This is a genomic window from Paenibacillus sp. AD87 (assembly GCF_001659845.1).
Taxonomy (GTDB): domain Bacteria; phylum Bacillota; class Bacilli; order Paenibacillales; family Paenibacillaceae; genus Paenibacillus; species Paenibacillus marchantiae.
On the sequence record NZ_LXQN01000007.1, the window covers coordinates 1,829,920 to 1,847,839 of the forward strand.

A 17,920-nucleotide genomic window follows, 5' to 3' on the forward strand; every position below is an offset into this window, starting at 1 on the left:
GGATTCCTTTTGTGGACATTGCAGTGCGGGAGATCGTCCCGACAATGTTTACTGGAGGAGATCATTATTAACTTTAACGAAGCTGTTAACATCAGCAATACGCATGTACTGGAATTGGTATCCGAGCTGTTTTATCTGGAGGGTTACAACATTCAGCTTATTCCACCTCATGAGGGTGGGCGGAATGTCGTTTATACCTGTGAGCAAGAGGGGCGTGAATCGCTAATTCTCCGAGTGTCTTTTTTGCCTGACAGAAAGCGGGAAGATTACATTGCCGAACTGGAATATGTCCAGTATCTGTTTGATCATGGAGCCAGCGTTTCGAATGTAGTGAGTTCCAAGAAGGGCAATCTGTTAGAAGAGATCACTTATGATCATCATACGTTTTTTGTCAGCCTGTTTAACAAGGCCAAGGGAAAGTTGCTGGTAGAAAATAATTATCAGTACCGAGAAGGTGTTCCACTTACCGAATACTATTATAATAGCGGCAAAGTTCTGGGCAAATTGCATCAGCTATCCAAAAGCTATGTACCCGTCCATCGCCGGCATCATTTTTTTGATAATTACAAAGGTGAATATATCAACAACTTGATACCTGAATCATTCTCGCTGCTTAAGGAGAAGATGGTCGAGCTGCTGAATACTTTAAAAGGATTGGATACAAACCAGGAAACATTCGGAATGATCCATTTCGATTATAACGATGGGAATTACTCGATCGATTTTGATACGGGTCAGATCACGGTGTATGATTTCGATAATTCATGCTTTGGTTGGTATATGTATGATCTGGCAGATCTATGGACACACGGTGTGGGCTGGATACAATTCGAACCTGACGCCGGTAAACGCAAAGTGTTCATGCATGATTATTTTGAAACCGCCCTCGCTGGTTATACTTCCGAAACCAAGATCGAAGATTCGATGTTGGAGAAGCTGCCTTTATTTATTCAAGTTACTCTCTTGGAGAATATTTTAGGTCAATTTGAGGAAATGCAGCATACGGGCGAAGAACCGGAAGATAACGAAGAAGTGTTGTATCTCATTAAATGTCTGGAAGAGGATATACCGTACAGGGGATTTTTCCATGACATGTATTCGAGTGAAGCACCCTTTACGTTATGAGGAACGCTGAAGTGGCATACACCTGAAGCATGAATAACAAGTTACTAACCAAATGTGGAGGCAGCCGGCATAGACCGGTTGCCTCTTTGTTTAGCTACGATACTCTATTCAAATTTGGAAGGAGGCACGTTGTAAAATTTTTTAAATGCTTTGGAGAAGGTGAAGGGATCGGGATAGCCCAGAAATTCGGCAATTTGCTGGACCGTATATTTTTTCTCATACAGATAGTCCCGTGCCCGGTTCATCTTGATTTGATTGATGTACTGTCCCGGTGTAATACCCAGAATTTTCTTGAACAAAGAAATGAAATATTTCTCAGAGACACCGGCGATGGCTGCAAGTTCGTTAACTCGGATGACACGGTGCAGATTCGCTTCCACGTATGGGAATATGTTCTGCAGAACCTCCAGACTTCCTTCCGTTTTCCTCGGTTTTTGGTCTTTTAGAAATTCACCGTTATACAGACCTTGCCCGTGAAGCTCCAAAATTTTTGCAATGACGAGAAGCAGAGAAGCCTTCAAATAGAGTGGACTTCCGACAGCGCCACTGTCCTGCTTGAACCTTCGATAGGACGAGGTGAACAGTGTTGATTCCTCCCGAACCAGGTTGCCAGGTACGATGCCCGGCAGTTGAAACTCGCCCAGAATTCGCTTTTGCTCAGCAATGCTGAAATCAAAGTGCATGTATATGAATCGGCACAGCTCTCCAGTCGTGGAAGCTATATAGGGCATATCCGGATAAAAAAACACGACGTCACCCGGGTTCGCCATATGTTCGATCCCATCGATAGTAATCTTGACGGAGCCTGCTGTAATGAACCACAGATCATAATCGGAATGAGACTTGTGCTCCATCCAATTGCTGTCGTGAGTTTGTTCCAAATAAGAGCTCATGCGAAGTGTGATGTACTCCGAAAGTTCATCGATTATACTCATATTTACAGTCCCTGCATGCATCGGATTCAATTCATTCCTCTCTACTTTGTGACATCCTTGGATTTTTCACTAATAAAAATAAGGGTTCATCTCTTGTTAATCATCGTACCATATGACATGTATTGAAAACTATCACACATTCCGATCTCAGGCCACTCCCCTATAATGAACTTATATCGTGAAGAGGAGGGGTTCGTAATGAATGGTACAAACATACAGCACCCAAAGGTAGTCGTAATTGGAGCAGGCAGCCTGTTTTTTGGTCGTCAATCCATCTGGCAGATGGTTCACTCCCCATATCTGAATCAGGGAACGCTGGCTTTGGTGGATACGGACGAGGAGCGGCTCTCGAAAATGGTAAAACTTGCAGAGATGGTTGCTCGTGAGAACAACGTATCCTTGAAGATTGAGGGCTCGGTGGACCGAAGACACGTGCTGCCGGGAGCTGACTTCGTTGTGCTTAGCTTTGCAGAGCAATCGGTCAAATATCGGGGAATTGACTGCGAAGTCTCTCTAAAATACGGCATTCGCATGTGTTCCGGCGATACGATTGGCCCCGGCGGAATTTTTAGGGCAATGAGAGAGCTTCCGGTTATTATGGAATGCGCCAGAGACATTGAAGAGCTATGTCCTGATGCCTGGGTAATTAATTATATTAACCCGTCTACCGTTCATGGCATCGCACTACATCGCTATGCGCCGAAGCTAAAATCGTTTGCCCTGTGCGATAGTCATCATATGCCGCATAAGAAAGCCTATTACGCTGTAAGAGCTGGAATCATCGAAAAGACAGACGAGTTCACCAATGAGATCGATCAGAAATTCGATTTCCGCATCGCTGGCGTCAATCATTTCACTTGGCTGCTTAAAGCGGAATTCGAAGGGAAAAATGTGATGCCCCTAATCGCGGAAGCCATGCGCAAAATGGCAGGTGATGAGAACAACGGCGGTGATCGCGGAGCAAAAGCTATTTTTAACGATGCGATTACCTACGAACTGTATGATATTTTCGGAATCATCCCCACTTGCACGGCGCATACGAAGGAATACGTTCGGTATTGGCAAGGTCTCGGCAAGACTACAGACGCAATTCCGCCATTATCCATCTGGGAGACAGAGGACAGGTATCAGCGTCACGACGAAATGTGGCGTCAGGTGGATGACTTTCTTGCGGGGAACATCCCGATTGCCGATTACATGAGCACCTTTGGGCCAGACCATGCGACTGATATCATTGAGAACATGGTAGGGAATTTGGGGAAGAAGTTTTTCATCAATACGCTTAATAAAGGCGCGGTAACCAATATGAATGCCGATTCGTTCCTGGAAGTGCTGTGCGATGTGGGAATGGACGGAGTGAAGCCAGTTCATGTAGGCGAGATGCCGCGTGGAGTAAGAGGAATGCAAGAACTTGTACTGGATACACATGAGCTGACGGTCGAAGCTGTTCTGGAGCAGAGCTACGAGAAGCTGAGAAGGGCGATGCTCACCGATCCGCTGGTGAGTTCCATCAGTGACGCGGACAAGATCATTCATGAATTGTTGGAACTTGAACGTGATATGATTCCCGACGTCTGGTACAAGGACAGACTGCAGTATAGCTAAGGTAGATAATGATAAAAGACCACGTTAACCCTTCTGAAGGAAACTACGTGGTCTTTGATTTTATTAATAAATCCTAGTTCATTTAAAAGATAAAGAAGTATAAAAAAAGCTTGCTGTAGAAGGGGTTTATAACCTTTGGATAATAATGACATTGACATCTGCAGCTTTTTCTAAAATAATAAATGTATTTGAATACTGGTACCTTTAATTCAGTCCAGAGAGGCTGGCAAGGGCAGCGGATTTTATAATCACGCGTGAATCAGGGCATATCCCCACAGGGATGCTCTGCGTCTTCGCGCGGATTATGATGTAAAAAGAGGCTACTTGTCAGTGTGTAACTTGACAAGTAGCCTCTTTTTTCTGCTTTTTTTTGGTATCAGATACACTTTAAGCTGGAGGTATTCTGATGAGCAAACAAGATCAAGAGTTTTCATGGCAAGAGGTGCCAAAAACGCAGAGAAATCATTTTTGGAAGACGTTATCCGTAATGTTGGGTTTCACCTTCTTCTCGGCGAGTATGTTGGCAGGGGGTACGCTTGGAGTCAGTTTGACGTTCATGGAATTCATTGGCATCGTACTTGCGGGCAATCTGGTGCTCGGTATCTATACAGGAGCACTGGCGCATATCGCTGCCAAGACAGGCCTTTCCACACATTTACTTGCTAAATATGCATTCGGTGCGAAAGGATCGTACCTGCCATCGTTCCTGCTCGGCTTCACACAGGTCGGATGGTTCGGGGTAGGCGTGGCCATGTTCGCGATTCCGGTTGCCAAAGCGATGGATTGGAACGTGTACCTGCTGATTATCCTGTTTGGTCTTGCTATGACGGCATCAGCCATCTTCGGTATGAAATCGCTCGTCATCTTGGGTTATATCGCGGTACCGGCAATTGCCATTCTCGGCGGTTACTCCATGTTCAAAGGTGCAGGCTCGCTGGGAGGTCTGCAAGGATTGCTCGATTACACGCCGACAGAGACACTCACCGCGGCAGCAGCATTGACCATTTGTATCGGTTCATTCATTAGTGGCGGAACGTTGACGCCCGATTTTGCTCGGTTTTCCCGGACGTCCAAGCAGGCGGTTACCGCAACGGTTATTGCCTTCTTCCTTGGGAACTCGCTTATGTTCCTGTTCGGGGCAGTTGGTGCAATGGCATATAACCTGGCTGATATCTCGGAGGTCATGTTCCTGCAAGGCTTGCTCATTCCTGCGATTATCGTTCTTGGACTCAATATCTGGACAACCAACGATAACGCCTTGTACGCCTCCGGATTGGGTTTTGCCAACATCACTAAAATTTCGAAAAAATTCTTCGTCATCGTAAACGGCATTGTGGGTACAGTATTTGCCATGTGGATGTACAACAATTTCGTCAGCTTCCTGAATGTGCTGGGCGCGGCGGTACCGTCCATTGGTGCCATCATCATCGCAGACTACTTCTTCGTGAAGCGCAGAAACTATAAACCGTTTGCTGAGATGAGTTTCAAAACTGTAAACTGGGTAGCAATGGTTGCTTGGGTCATCGGCGTTGCGTTTGCTCAGTTGGCTCCAGGAGTAACACCACTGAATGCACTGATCGGTACGGCAGTGGCCTACATCGTATTGATGCTGATCGTTCCTAACAAAGAATCCATTAAAGAAAAGGGGAAAATAAATGATTATACAGAACGCAAAATTGCGGGGTAAAGAAGGTCTATGGAATATCGTTGTAAAAGACGGGAAGTTCGAACAAATTACGCAGGAGCTACAAGCCACTGCAAATGAGGAAGTACTTGACGTCAACGGTTCACTTGTATTGCCACCGTTCATTGAGCCTCACATCCATCTGGATACAACGTTAACGGCTGGCGAGCCGGAGTGGAATTTGAGTGGGACGCTGTTTGAAGGCATCCAGCGTTGGTCGGAACGTAAAGCATTCTTGACACATGAAGATGTTAAAACCCGCTCCAAAACAGCATTGAAATGGCAGATGGCGCAGGGGATCCAACATGTTCGGACACATGTGGACGTTACAGATCCAAGTTTGACGGCAGTCAAAGCGATGCTTGAAGTAAAAGAAGAAATGGCACCATACATCGACATCCAGCTTGTGGCTTTCCCGCAGGAAGGTATTCATTCCTATCCGAACGGTGCAGAACTGCTGGAAGAGTCACTTAAAATGGGCGTTGACGTTGTCGGTGGCATTCCGCACTTCGAATTCACGAGAGAATACGGCGTTGATTCGATGAAGGTTGCTTTTGACCTTGCCGAAAAATACGATCGTTTGATCGACATCCATTGCGACGAGATCGATGACGAGCAATCCCGCTTTGTGGAAGTCGTTGCCAAGGAAGCCTACGAACGTGGATTGGGCTCTCGCACGACGGCTAGTCATACGACGGCGATGGGGTCTTATAATGACGCATATACGTACAAATTGTTCAGATTGCTGAAGATGGCTGACCTCAATTTCGTCTCCAATCCGTTGGTCAACATTCACCTGCAAGGACGCTTCGACACGTATCCAAAAAGAAGAGGTCTGACTCGCGTCAAAGAACTGCAGGAAGCTGGTCTTAACGTGTGCTTCGGTCATGATGACATTTTCGATCCATGGTATCCGCTAGGAACGGGCAACATGCTCCAAGTACTGCACATGGGTATTCATGCTTCTCAGTTGCTGGGTTATGATCAAATCGTAAATTCGGTCGATCTCATTACGAAAAACAGCGCAAGAACGTTGCAAATCGAGGATGTATACGGCATTGAAGTAGGGAAACCTGCCAACTTCATCGTTCTTGAAGCAGAGAACGAATATGAGGCTGTTCGCAAGCAGGCTGGTGTACTGTACTCGTATAGAGGTGGACGCAAAATCGCGGAAACAAAACCGAGAGACACGTCGATCATTCTTGAAGGTGGTTCGGAGAAAGTTACGTTCAATAAATAATCCAATGATAAGTGCGATGCTTCAACCAGAGCCCTCGCATTAGCCAATAAATCCCCTCAGGGTGGACAGGACAATAGAGATTCCATGATTGTGGAATCTTCCTGTATAAAAGAGGGGATATTTGGTGTTCCGTTTTAAAAGACGAGAGAGACGAGACAGAGAAAATGTTCACAATGGAGCTGTGACGGCATTTTTTAATTTGGATACGCCTTCCTGTAATTGAACATCTGACAAATGTGCAAATGATAAATAGATACCATACTTTGTACCGTCAGACGTTGAACTGCTGACTTCTGCGTATACAACCCCTTCTGATCTAGCCGACGAACGAAAGACTTCATAAGTGGACGCATCACCTCGCCACCAGCCAAACACGTGCAGACCTGCTTCATTTTCCACCCAATCAAACCATGTTGAGAGTTGCTGGTTCAAAAGTTTGAGTAACAGATGAAATTTGCGACTGTATAAACGATTCATCCTGCGCAGATGACGCTCATATTGGCCGCTTGTCATAAATGCAGCTAATGCGCGCTGCTCGATCAGATTGACGGGTCTTGGCTCGTATAATGCCTGTGCTTTCCTAAAGGTGTCTGCCAAAGTAGGGGGGAGAACCACATAACCAAGCCGTACTTCCAAAGGCAAGGTTTTCGTGAAGCTACCCAGGTAGATTACGCGCCCCGCTTTATCCAATGTTTTTAGCGGTTCAACATGCATTCCACGATATCGGAATTCACTATCATAATCATCTTCGACAATCATGGCATCATGACGTTGTGCCCAGTCCAGCAATGTTTGTCTGCGTTCAAGGCTGAGCATTTCGCCAGTAGGGAATTGTCGGGACGGCGTGACAAACAACATACGTGCTTCCCAGTTTTGGGGAACAACGCCTTGACCATCGAGATTGGCTTCAATCAACGTTGCACCTGCAGCCAAAATGGCTTGAGAAATCCCGATATAACAAGGACTCTCCGTCACTACATGATCCCCGGGATCTGCAAGTAATTGAGTGAGTAGAGCTATAGCTTGCATAGAGCCTGCAGTCACAGCAATATGATCCGCATCGACTTGAATCCCCCGCATCCGCCGAAGGTAGGCAGCAATGGCTTCTCGCAATTTCGGCTCTCCTGTTGAACTAACAAGAGCAGAGGTTGTTTCTATGTGATGCTCTCGATTTCGTATCTCAGCATACAATCGATTGTTCCATTCATCGTAAGGGAATTTGGAGAAATCAGGCTGGTATTTGCTAAAATCAATAACTTCGTCGCTTTCTATTCTGGAATTACTTGTTTGTGCATTTGTATGTGAATTCCTTTGAGTTGTGTGCTGTTCAAACTGCTGAATACGATTCCCCCAGGCTGATAAGTGATGAGCGCAAGCTTTCACGGTGGACGCATCATTGCTTAAATCCAACTGATAAGCAACAAAGGTTCCTCTTCCATGCTCTGAATGAATGTAACCTTGAGCAGTCAACGTATCGTATACCTGATTTACTGTTCCTCGGGAAATGTGATACGTCGCAGCTAACTCTCTCGTAGATGGTAACTTCTCGCCATGCACCAGATTACCATCATGAATAGCATCACGAATCGCATGATAGAGAGCCTTCATCTTGGTATATTTTCGGTTCAAATATGAACTGTAAGCTACATGAAATTGCATATGTCCTCCAGAGTTTAATTTAGAAGTGGTACAATAAAAACCGAAATTATTGGATCTTTTTAGTTGTCCATTCTCATTCTATACTAAATCATAGGTTGAAGTGAAACAATAAATTTAATTAGGAGGAATACAATCATGCAAACAGGTACAGATCGTGTAAAAAGAGGAATGGCTGAGATGCAAAAGGGCGGCGTCATCATGGACGTCATGAATGCAGAACAAGCTAAAATTGCTGAAGCAGCAGGGGCAACAGCTGTTATGGCTCTTGAACGGGTACCCTCCGATATTCGCGCAGCCGGTGGTGTAGCTCGCATGGCAGACCCAACCATCGTGGAAGAGGTTATGAAGGTTGTGTCTATTCCGGTTATGGCCAAGGCGCGTATCGGTCATTACATAGAAGCCAAAGTACTTGAATCCCTAGGTGTGGACTATCTCGATGAAAGTGAAGTTCTTACTCCTGCAGACGAAGTATTCCATATCGATAAACATGAATTCACTGTACCTTTTGTATGTGGAGCCAAAGATTTGGGAGAAGCTCTGCGTCGTATTGGCGAAGGTGCATCGATGATTCGTACAAAAGGTGAGCCTGGAACGGGCAACATTGTTGAGGCAGTTCGTCATATGCGTCTGATTAACAGCCAGATCCGCAAAGTGAAAAACATGTCCAAGGATGAGTTATACGCTGAAGCAAAAAATCTGGGCGTAGCTTATGAATTACTGCGCGATGTTCATGAAAATGGAAAACTCCCAGTCGTTAACTTTGCAGCAGGCGGTGTAGCCACTCCGGCAGACGCAGCACTAATGATGCATCTGGGAGCAGACGGTGTGTTTGTAGGATCAGGTATTTTCAAATCAGATAACCCTGAGAAATTCGCTCGTGCAATCGTTGAAGCTACAACACATTACACGGATTACAAACTGATTGCTGAAGTATCCAAAAACTTGGGTGCCCCTATGAAAGGCATTGAAATTTCTAAATTGGCTCCAGAAGAGCGCATGTCCAACCGCGGTTGGTAAGGCGTAAATAGAACAGTAGTTTTAAAATATTGTTATGATTCTAAACAGCGCTGTATATTGAGACTTAACTTATAAAGGGATCAGATATTTACCCATATGTATGTCAGAAAATACTTAAAATTTGGTGTTTTCGTGATATTTTAAATGTATTTGGAAGCATAAGTTTGCCATAAGTCGAAATTGTAAGCATAAAGTTGCCGTGAGTCCCCATTAGGACGACTTATGATAATTAAATATAGACAGCCGGTAAGTAATCGGCTGTCTTTTTCATTAAACTAACGAGCAGTTTAGTGCAATAAAACTTGACCAATTGTGGTACTATTATTAAAATAAATTCGAAAAGTGATGATATTATGAAATTTGTTTTGATATTTGGTCCTCAGGCAGTAGGTAAAATGACAGTGGGGCATGAACTGGAAATGATATCTGATTTAAAATTGTTTCACAACCATATGACGATAGAATTGCTGGCTCCTTATTTTGGCTTCAGTAATGAAATGTGGGGATTATCGGATAAATTTCGTCAGGATATATTTGAAGCGACCGCCGCCAGTAATATGTATGGAATGATATTCACATATGTATGGGGATTCGATTTGCAGAGCGACTGGGATTACGTCGACAAAATTTGTAAAATATTTGAGGATCAAGATGCGGATGTCTATTTTATTGAGCTTGAAGCCGATCTTGAGGAGAGAATAGAGCGTAACAAGACTCCCCATAGACTTGAACATAAACCGACAAAGAGAGATATCCTATTCTCTGAACAGGATCTAAAACAGACAATGGAGCAACATCGATTGAACTCATTAGAGGGAGAAATTAAAAAAGAAAACTATTTGAGAATAAACAATACGAAAATCAAAGCTCGTGAAGTTGCTGAAATCATAAAAAATAGATTCGTTTTATAACGATTCTTGTTAAACTAACGGGAAACGATAGCTCAATAATACCAAGAAAGCAGCTGATCAATGTGATCGGCTGCTTTTGTTCAGCTAACGGGCAGGTTAGCATAAAATAGATTATGCTATTACATTCCAGTAAGATGAATGGTAATTAACCTGAACGAAGAGGAGGAATCAATGGAACACGAAAAATTATAATAGGGTTATGTCAATTTGTTTCTGGAGGGACCACTTTAAAATTAAGGTAATAGGGACATTATTGGACGCCGATAAGTTCGCAAGCACCAGGACCTACTTCTAATTTAGAATGGCGTGGAAAATCAAGATTATCCGATTATTTGGATATATGATTCATGTTATAAACGTTAACAAGTTTTAATTCGAGTTTTTGAGGTGATTTTCATCGAAATTTTCATCGAAGTTATAGACCATACAGAAGAAGAGGAGATCCGCATCAGGTGTCACCAAGTAGACGAAGAAATATATGAGCTCGTTAATAAAATAAAAACCGAAACGCTCATTATACTTGGTTACCATGAGGATAAGATCAGCCGCATCAAACTTAGTGATATTTATTATTTTGAAGCTGTTGACGGCAGAGTGTTTGCGTATGGTAAGAACAACGTTCATGAAGTCAAACAAAAGCTTTATGAACTTGAGGAACTATGCAGAGAGAAGCATTGTTTTCGCGCCTCCAAATCCACCGTCCTAAATATAGCTAAGATTACCAGTATTCATCCGTCGATTAGCGGCCGTTTTCAGGCATTATTGGATAACGGGGAAAAGGTAGTCATATCACGGCAGTATGTGCCCATGCTTAAACACATGCTTGGATTATAAAGGGGGACCTACATGAAGTATTTTGGCCTCATCAAAGAAATGATCAGAGATTTCTTAATTATATTCGCCTCCATCATGATAATCATCACTATATTACGGCAAATCTATACTCCTGATTCTAGTTTTGAGTTAAACACGATTTTCACAATTATGGCGTTCTCTTTTCTGGGTGCTTTAACTGGAAGCATATTATATATGCCGCATTCGATTAGCGAGAATAAAATGCGCTTGTGGGTAGTTTTTCATTTTCTCTTTCTGGAATCTGTTTTAATTTCTCTCGCTGTCATATTGAATCTCGTATACACCACTTCCGGTATATTATTATTGGCTTTGCAAATTGCCGTAGTATATGCGATCGTTCGCCTGCTGGCCTATAGGAGCGACAAAAAGGAAGCTCAAATGATTAATGAAAGATTAAAAACATTTAAAAACGAGAATTAGAAGGTATACAGAACGCAGAGTAGTACACTTCATTGCGTTGTTTTTTACAACTTAGTGGCCCTCAGCTACAGCTTATCGTTTATGCGTATACACATCCTCTACCATTTCTTATGATGAACTCATAAAAAGTTGGAGGAGGAGAGAAGACTTATGGAGATTTTAATACTTATTGTTATGTTGGTTTTTGAGCTTGCAATTGCCGTTTATTCCATTGCAACCAAGCAAAGCCAAAGCAAGATAAAGAGTTGGATGAGAATCACAACATTTATAGTATTCATAATGCTGATCTTAGGGAAAATCGTCGTATGGGAGTACACTTGGGGGCTGTTTGCAGGCTTGCTCTCTATATTAGCTTTCAAAGAAATGGTTGCACTCCTGCGCAAACAAACACATACTCCGGGTTACAAAGTTTATTCTACGATTTTAAAATTCCTTTTGCTAGCACTGACTATCGTTGTCACTCTTGTTCCGGTTTTACTTTTTCCACAGTATAAATTGCCGCAAGTGACAGGTCCATATGCAGTGGCCACCGCCATTTACAGCTATGTGGACATGAATCGTATTGAAGAATTTACGGATCGAGAAAACAATCGGTTTGTTAACGTAGAATTTTGGTACCCTGAAAAGGCAGACGGAACCTATCCTTTGCTTGTGTTCTCCCATGGAGCATTCGGTATTAAAGCAAGCAACACTTCTACCTTTACAGAACTTGCGAGCCACGGTTATGTCGTCGTTTCCATTGATCATCCTTATCATTCTTTTTATACCATTTCCAAGGATAGAAAGATTGCGACAGTTAACCCCGAGTATATGCAAGAAGTCAATAATGCAAATAAAGCAGGTTTTTATTCGCTTGGTGAGTATTTTGAGCTTACTCAAAAATGGATAACATTGCGAACTGATGATATGGATTTTGTCATGGATACTATTCTAGAACAAGCAGTGCAAAATAAAGATCCTGTATATGAGAGAATCGATATACAGAAAATAGGCGTGTTCGGTCATTCTATGGGTGGAGCGGCAAGCGTAGCACTGGGCAGAGAACGCGATGACATTGACGCAGTGGTAAATATAGATGCTCCGTTCTTTAGCGAACTTTCGTATGATGAAGCTGCGAACGAACTATCTGTAAAATCCGAAGCTTACACAATTCCGCTTCTTAACATTTATTCGGATGATGTATGGGTACAGCTGGACAGCAGCTCTTCTTATATCGCGAATAAAATTTCAAATGAAAATTTTAAAGGAGCATACACCGTTCATTTTAAAGGCGCAAAACATTTAAGTTTGACTGATCTACCTTTATTCTCTCCTATATTGGCGGACCTGTTGCAAGGTGGAAAAGCAGATATCGATAAGTATTATGCGATTGAAACTCAAAATGAACTTATCCTTCGTTTTTTTGACTCTGTGCTAAAGAATCAAGGTCAGTTTGCTCCAAAAGCGACGTATTAAGTATCTGTCGAGTTAATGAATTTAAGTAATGTGGGCAAGTAAAACAATTGTGAACACGAGATGAATTATGCGAAGGACAAAGATGGAGCGATAGGAAGCAGTGTAATCTTTATATACTTGATTATTAAACTAACGAGTAACGTTAGTTTAATAATCAATGAGAAGTCTGTAGGTTTGTAGACTGTTCATTTTTCGTTGAGTTATCCATTTGTTTGTGAAGATACCAAGTTCATACTGAAGTGCTCATCACGTATTGGAAGCATGAGTTTACCAAATGGCAAACTTATGTGTTAAGTCGTACTACATGAGACTTAACCCATAAAGGGATCAGATTTTATCCATAAGTATGTCAGAAAATGCTTAGAATTTTGGTGTTTTCGTGATATTTTAAATGTAATTGTAAGCATAAGTTTGCCATAAGCCGAAATTGTAAGCATGAAGTGCCGTGAATCCCCATTAGTACGCTTATGATACAGATACAGCCATATAATCAAGTCAGCTTTCTTTTCGTTAAGCTAACGAGCGTTAGCATGGCGACGGCCCACTATCTGTTCTTCAGGCAGGTTAAGCGATAATGTAGTCTCTTTACATTTCAACAATAGGGTGCTATAATCACTTCTACACTTATAGAAATGTGGAATAACGCTTAGAAAGGAGATTATTTTCCAGTGGCTGAAAACGAATTGGAAATGGTTCAGGCGGTCAAAGTATACAAAGCTTTAGGCGAACCCACACGTTTAAAAATCGCAGTGATGTTAGCCAAAGAGAGTAATCAATGTTTTACAGCTATTGGTGAACGACTAAAAACCGTTGCTGGTTCAACATTGTCACACCACCTGAAGCAATTAACCGACTCTGGCTTAATCAATTCATCTAAAAGTGGATCATTTGTCCACTATAGTGTTAATCAGGAAGTGGCAGAGAAATTTGCGCCTTATTTGCTGGCGTAAATTTTTTTAAATATCATTTCGACATTTCTAGAAGTGAAGAACTGAAAAAGGAGCGAATGAGAATGAAAGAAAAGTCAATCATGGAACTGGGAATCACCACCTTTCTCCATACAAATCCAGAACATGGTGGTGTATCCCCGGCCGAGAGGCTACGACAAGCGATCGAGGAAATTCAATTGGCTGATCAGGTTGGGCTCGATGTATATGCTATTGGAGAACATCATCGAATCGACTATACAAGCTCATCACCGGCGGTCATTCTTGCGACTGCAGCATCTACAACTAAGCGGATTCGGCTATCTAGCGCTGTAACAGTGCTCTCTTCGGATGATCCTGTCCGTGTATATCAGGATTTCGCAACACTGGACGTTCTATCTAAAGGGCGAGCCGAGATCATGGCTGGACGTGGCTCTTTTGTTGAATCGTTTCCACTATTTGGATATGACTTAAACGACTATGAAGAGTTGTACGAAGAGAAACTTGAACTATTATTAAAAATACGAGCTAATGAAAAGGTGCAATGGAGTGGTGGACATCGTCCAGCTATAAATAATATGGGCGTATATCCCCGTGCTGAGCAGGACCCATTGCCAGTATGGATAGCCACTGGCGGCAGTCCTGAGTCGGCGGTTCGAGCTGGTAAGTTAGGACTTCCTGTTATCTTCTCGATTATCGGTGGAATGCCAGAACGTTTTGCACCATTGGTGGAGCTATATAAGGCAGCTGCCAAGAAAGCTGGACATGATCCCAGCAAGTTACAGATTGCATCCCATTCCCATGGTTTTATTGCGGAGTCGTTTGAAATAGCCGCTAAAAATTACTTTCCCGTTATGGCTGAACAGATGAATAAGATTGGACGAGAACGAGGGTGGGCACCTTACACTCGCGACACGTTCAAAGAAGCTTGCAACCTGCGTGGTGCTCTATATGTTGGAGATCCAGAATATGTGGCGGAGAAGATTCTGCTTGCACAAGAGAAATTAAGTTTGACCCGTTTCCTTATGTACGTTGATTTCAGTTCACTGTCTCATTTGGAATTGCTGCGGACGATCGAGTTTCTCGGGACAAAAGTTGCACCCATTGTTCATAAGGAGCTAGCAAGCAAATAAGAGGACTGTATGTAAGCCAATAATGTACAGCTCAATATTAAACTTTAGTTCGACAGTTCTAAAACTGAAGAAATGAATGTGAGGGATTTTATCATGAGAGATTCTTGGAAAATTTATGTTCTGGCCATGGTCAGTTTTTTGGTAGGAACATCTGAATTTGTAATCTCAGGTATATTGGATAGGGTAGCAGGCGATACCGGGGTGACACTGGCAGCAGCTGGTCAACTCATCACTGTCTATTCACTTGCTTACGCAATAGGCACTCCAATTTTGATCGCAATGACTGCAAAAATGGATCGAAGAAAGCTCATGCTGGCTGCTTTGACGCTATTTTTCATAGGAAATCTAGTCACGATTTTAACAACTGGCTTCTCTATGCTGCTAGGAGCTAGAATTATACTGGCTGTTGGCACGGGTGTATTTATGGTGGTGGCCCTGACCGTAGCTGCCAACACCGCTCAACAGGGCAAGCAAGGAAGTGCAATTGCTACAGTTCTTTTAGGCTTTAACCTTGCGCTTATTCTTGGTGTTCCACTGGGAAGAGTGATTGCTGGTTCATATGATTGGAAGCTCATTTTCACGGGGATCGGCGTGCTCAGCTTAATCGCAATGTTTGTTCTTCTATTGACAATTCCCAAGTCTAAGGGAGACACTCCTGTACCCCTACGTGAACAGCTATCCCTGCTTAAAACGCCTCGAATCGCTATCGCCTTATCTATTGGATTTTTCTGGATAATGGGTTATACAATCGTTTACACGTATATCTCCCCATTCCTTCTGAACATTACTGGAATGAGTGACCGAATGATTAGTGTTGGGCTCTTTGCATTCGGTATTGCCAGTCTTCTTGGTTCCCAAGTTGGCGGCTATAGTGCAGACAAATGGGGTATCCCTCGTACAATGATTGGCGGCTTGCTTTTCCATTCCGGAATCTTGCTTTTAATCACAGGATTCGCCCATACTTCCGTGTACCTCGTGTTTCCTTTACTTATGTTGTGGTCCTTTTTTGCCTGGTCAACAGGTCCTGTCCAACAGGTATATTTGATTGCCATGGCACCAAAAGCCTCGGGAATCGTCTTGAGCTTGAACACTTCAATCTTACAATTGGGGATGGCTGCTGGTGCCGTAATTGGGGGTATGGTAGTGGAAAACATATCGCTTCAAGCCGTTGGTTTTATTGGGGCCATCGGTGTTGCGCTTGGAGTCATTCCAGCAGTATTATCTTTATCTATGCGAAAAAAATCTGATATTAGGGTTAAAGAATAATTTAAACCAAAAGTCTGAGGTACTGGCGATTTGAACCAAGCGATAATTTCATAGTTAGAGTATATCTATGCTAGGGCCAAGATGCTACTTTTTATTGAAATCGACAGCCATCTTCAATATTCAACTAACGGGAAACGATAGCTCAATAATACCAAGAAAGCAGCTGATCAATGTGATCGGCTGCTTTTGTTCAGCTAACGGGCAGGTTAACGTAAGAAAATAAATATGGACGTGACTGAAATGGAGCTTTAAATATAGCTATACAGATTGAATTTGAAAATATTTTATAAGGGAAGAGAGACGGAGGAGAAGTTTGGTACTGTAGGAGCGATAGCGTCCGCTTTTGTCACCGGATTTCTACCGTGAATATATGGGAACAACAGGGGCCGGAAGTCGAAACATTCACTTCACTGGAGTCACACTATTTTGATTAACTTGATGGAACATCAGTATCAGTCGAGTTTTCATCATTTAAGGTTTTATTTAAGAGCAACGAATTGGGATGATTTTTAAGAAATTCTGCTTCATCTACTTTTTTAAAAAATTCGCCTTCAAAAATTAGTTGATTCGTATTAGGTCCGATTTGATCTAACTTTCTTGCTATCTCAGATTCCTTAAAGATACTTTGTTCATCTGCTCGCAAGAACATGCCATGAGGTGTATATAGTTGACTAAAATACCCTTTTGCGAGTTTTGATTCTACGGATTCTACGGATTTAACGTTATTTGTTGAAAAATTAGTGTTAACAGGATTCTCAACTGTCTTATTTACGGTTTCCATTTCTGGATAGGTGTCTGCTTTTGAATTCGATATTAATGCCACTCCTGAAACAATAGTCACTGCAAAGGCTATTAAATAAATTTTTTTAAACATATTATTCCCGCCCTTTCTATACCAACAATTATTTCCTACCTTACAACATTATATTCACTAAAATACTAAGGATCGCCCAGTCGTACAGGAAAGCGGGCAAAAAGTACAATATAGTATTGAATTGCTAAGTAGTACCGTTAGTTTATCAGAACAATTAGGAATTTCTGCTAGTGCATCAATGTCTTACGCTAATTTAGGTACTGGGTCCGCCAAGATCAGCATGGTGAAGTCTTTTAAACAAAACACCTATTCCGTTTATGTATTAGTCAAAGTTCACGTACAAAATCAACTGACACTATTGGATCTTACACAAATTAAAATGAGCGATAATGCGCAACTGTTATACGTTACAAATAACCGTGATTATTTAAATCAGTATGGAAGTCATTTTGTGTATGGACTTATCAATGGCGGGGAATACTACGAGATTTTGGAAATTGAAAGCAAATCTGCTGAAGAACATCGGTCCATTAAAGCAGAGTTATCAGGAAAAGCATTAGTGGGAGTTATGAGTGCGTCGGCTTCCGGCTAGTGGTTGGCTTCTTTGACTTTAAAGATTTCATTTAAATGATAATTTAAACTTCCTCTAACTCGAATTGTATATTTGACGGGAATGTGCGTTTGCAGATGGGTGAATTGGAAGCATAAGTTATTTGAGCATTGAGCTTGAATGGAGTAGGAATAGATATCAAGAAAAGCCGATCAATGGATAAAATTGATCGGCTTTGTTGCGCTTTAGGGTCTGAATCATGCGTTTCATCCGAATCTCGCTCTTAAACCTGTGATAAAATAGTATATTTGAGAGTGAAATTCAG

The 17,920-nt window shown here is 42.4% G+C and carries 16 protein-coding genes; 13 read left to right on the plus strand and 3 right to left on the minus strand.

Annotated features, from left to right (window positions below; genetic code table 11):
- Positions 1–9: 9 nt before the first annotated feature.
- Positions 10–1,125: a phosphotransferase enzyme family protein gene (locus tag gpAD87_RS08325; RefSeq protein ID WP_231952472.1), complete on the plus strand. Its 1,116-nt coding sequence runs from the start codon at positions 10–12 to the stop codon at positions 1,123–1,125.
- 104 nt (positions 1,126–1,229) lie between these two features.
- Here gpAD87_RS08325 and gpAD87_RS08330 read toward each other — a convergent pair whose 3' ends face one another.
- Positions 1,230–2,060, minus strand: a complete 831-nt coding sequence (locus gpAD87_RS08330; protein ID WP_231952473.1) for a helix-turn-helix transcriptional regulator — start codon at positions 2,058–2,060, stop codon at positions 1,230–1,232.
- A 198-nt stretch (positions 2,061–2,258) separates the two neighbouring features.
- Between gpAD87_RS08330 and gpAD87_RS08335 the strand changes: the two genes are divergently transcribed.
- The 3 genes from gpAD87_RS08335 (at position 2,259) to gpAD87_RS08345 (ending at position 6,589) form a co-directional block, all read left to right on the plus strand.
- The gene (locus gpAD87_RS08335) at positions 2,259–3,665 is read left to right on the plus strand and encodes a family 4 glycosyl hydrolase (protein ID WP_064637438.1); all 1,407 of its coding nucleotides are present in this window, start codon (positions 2,259–2,261) and stop codon (positions 3,663–3,665) included.
- 406 nt (positions 3,666–4,071) lie between these two features.
- On the plus strand, positions 4,072–5,352 hold the full coding sequence (gene codB, locus gpAD87_RS08340) for a cytosine permease (protein ID WP_064637440.1): 1,281 nt from the start codon (positions 4,072–4,074) through the stop codon (positions 5,350–5,352).
- Positions 5,321–6,589 carry a cytosine deaminase gene (locus tag gpAD87_RS08345; protein WP_064637442.1) on the plus strand — a complete coding sequence of 423 codons (1,269 nt, stop codon included), beginning with the start codon at positions 5,321–5,323 and terminating at the stop codon, positions 6,587–6,589. The genes codB and gpAD87_RS08345 overlap by 32 nt, the downstream gene beginning before the upstream one ends.
- A 168-nt stretch (positions 6,590–6,757) precedes the next feature.
- Here the strand turns inward: gpAD87_RS08345 and pdxR are convergent, their stop codons facing one another.
- The gene (gene pdxR, locus gpAD87_RS08350) at positions 6,758–8,248 is read right to left on the minus strand and encodes a MocR-like pyridoxine biosynthesis transcription factor PdxR (RefSeq protein WP_064637444.1); all 1,491 of its coding nucleotides are present in this window, start codon (positions 8,246–8,248) and stop codon (positions 6,758–6,760) included.
- Positions 8,249–8,380: 132 nt separating this feature from the next.
- Between pdxR and pdxS the strand changes: the two genes are divergently transcribed.
- From pdxS to gpAD87_RS08390, 8 genes are all read left to right on the plus strand, one after another.
- Complete coding sequence (gene pdxS, locus gpAD87_RS08355; RefSeq protein WP_211754044.1) at positions 8,381–9,265, plus strand: pyridoxal 5'-phosphate synthase lyase subunit PdxS; 885 nt, start codon at positions 8,381–8,383, stop codon at positions 9,263–9,265.
- Positions 9,266–9,618: 353 nt separating this feature from the next.
- Complete coding sequence (locus gpAD87_RS08360) at positions 9,619–10,176, plus strand: AAA family ATPase (RefSeq protein ID WP_064637449.1); 558 nt, start codon at positions 9,619–9,621, stop codon at positions 10,174–10,176.
- A gap of 387 nt (positions 10,177–10,563) precedes the next feature.
- Positions 10,564–11,010 (plus strand): LytTR family DNA-binding domain-containing protein, encoded by a 447-nt coding sequence (locus tag gpAD87_RS08365; protein WP_197521386.1) that lies wholly within the window; start codon positions 10,564–10,566, stop codon positions 11,008–11,010.
- Positions 11,011–11,022: 12 nt separating this feature from the next.
- A complete protein-coding gene (locus gpAD87_RS08370; RefSeq protein WP_064637450.1) occupies positions 11,023–11,451 on the plus strand; it encodes a DUF3021 family protein in 429 nt (142 codons plus the stop codon).
- Positions 11,452–11,601: 150 nt separating this feature from the next.
- Positions 11,602–12,906, plus strand: a complete 1,305-nt coding sequence (locus gpAD87_RS08375; RefSeq protein WP_064637452.1) for an alpha/beta hydrolase family protein — start codon at positions 11,602–11,604, stop codon at positions 12,904–12,906.
- Between the two features lie 668 nt (positions 12,907–13,574).
- Positions 13,575–13,856 (plus strand): ArsR/SmtB family transcription factor, encoded by a 282-nt coding sequence (locus tag gpAD87_RS08380; protein WP_082935040.1) that lies wholly within the window; start codon positions 13,575–13,577, stop codon positions 13,854–13,856.
- 62 nt (positions 13,857–13,918) lie between these two features.
- Positions 13,919–14,965 (plus strand): LLM class flavin-dependent oxidoreductase, encoded by a 1,047-nt coding sequence (locus tag gpAD87_RS08385; RefSeq protein ID WP_064637454.1) that lies wholly within the window; start codon positions 13,919–13,921, stop codon positions 14,963–14,965.
- 93 nt (positions 14,966–15,058) lie between these two features.
- Positions 15,059–16,231 carry an MFS transporter gene (locus gpAD87_RS08390; protein ID WP_064637456.1) on the plus strand — a complete coding sequence of 391 codons (1,173 nt, stop codon included), beginning with the start codon at positions 15,059–15,061 and terminating at the stop codon, positions 16,229–16,231.
- Positions 16,232–16,661: 430 nt separating this feature from the next.
- Here gpAD87_RS08390 and gpAD87_RS08395 read toward each other — a convergent pair whose 3' ends face one another.
- On the minus strand, positions 16,662–17,105 hold the full coding sequence (locus gpAD87_RS08395; RefSeq protein ID WP_064637458.1) for a hypothetical protein: 444 nt from the start codon (positions 17,103–17,105) through the stop codon (positions 16,662–16,664).
- 121 nt (positions 17,106–17,226) lie between these two features.
- Between gpAD87_RS08395 and gpAD87_RS08400 the strand changes: the two genes are divergently transcribed.
- Positions 17,227–17,637: an MAC/perforin domain-containing protein gene (locus gpAD87_RS08400; RefSeq protein ID WP_197521387.1), complete on the plus strand. Its 411-nt coding sequence runs from the start codon at positions 17,227–17,229 to the stop codon at positions 17,635–17,637.
- Positions 17,638–17,920: the final 283 nt, after the last annotated feature.

Coding starts and splice junctions, on each gene's coding strand:
- gpAD87_RS08390 (WP_064637456.1), top strand. CDS start 15,059: ATGAGAGATTCTTGGAAAATTTATGTTCTGGCCATGGTCAGTTTTTTG.
- gpAD87_RS08345 (WP_064637442.1), top strand. CDS start 5,321: ATGATTATACAGAACGCAAAATTGCGGGGTAAAGAAGGTCTATGGAAT.
- gpAD87_RS08370 (WP_064637450.1), top strand. CDS start 11,023: ATGAAGTATTTTGGCCTCATCAAAGAAATGATCAGAGATTTCTTAATT.
- gpAD87_RS08395 (WP_064637458.1), bottom strand. CDS start 17,105: ATGTTTAAAAAAATTTATTTAATAGCCTTTGCAGTGACTATTGTTTCA.
- gpAD87_RS08330 (WP_231952473.1), bottom strand. CDS start 2,060: ATGAGTATAATCGATGAACTTTCGGAGTACATCACACTTCGCATGAGC.
- gpAD87_RS08375 (WP_064637452.1), top strand. CDS start 11,602: ATGGAGATTTTAATACTTATTGTTATGTTGGTTTTTGAGCTTGCAATT.
- gpAD87_RS08335 (WP_064637438.1), top strand. CDS start 2,259: ATGAATGGTACAAACATACAGCACCCAAAGGTAGTCGTAATTGGAGCA.
- codB (WP_064637440.1), top strand. CDS start 4,072: ATGAGCAAACAAGATCAAGAGTTTTCATGGCAAGAGGTGCCAAAAACG.
- pdxR (WP_064637444.1), bottom strand. CDS start 8,248: ATGCAATTTCATGTAGCTTACAGTTCATATTTGAACCGAAAATATACC.
- gpAD87_RS08385 (WP_064637454.1), top strand. CDS start 13,919: ATGAAAGAAAAGTCAATCATGGAACTGGGAATCACCACCTTTCTCCAT.
- gpAD87_RS08360 (WP_064637449.1), top strand. CDS start 9,619: ATGAAATTTGTTTTGATATTTGGTCCTCAGGCAGTAGGTAAAATGACA.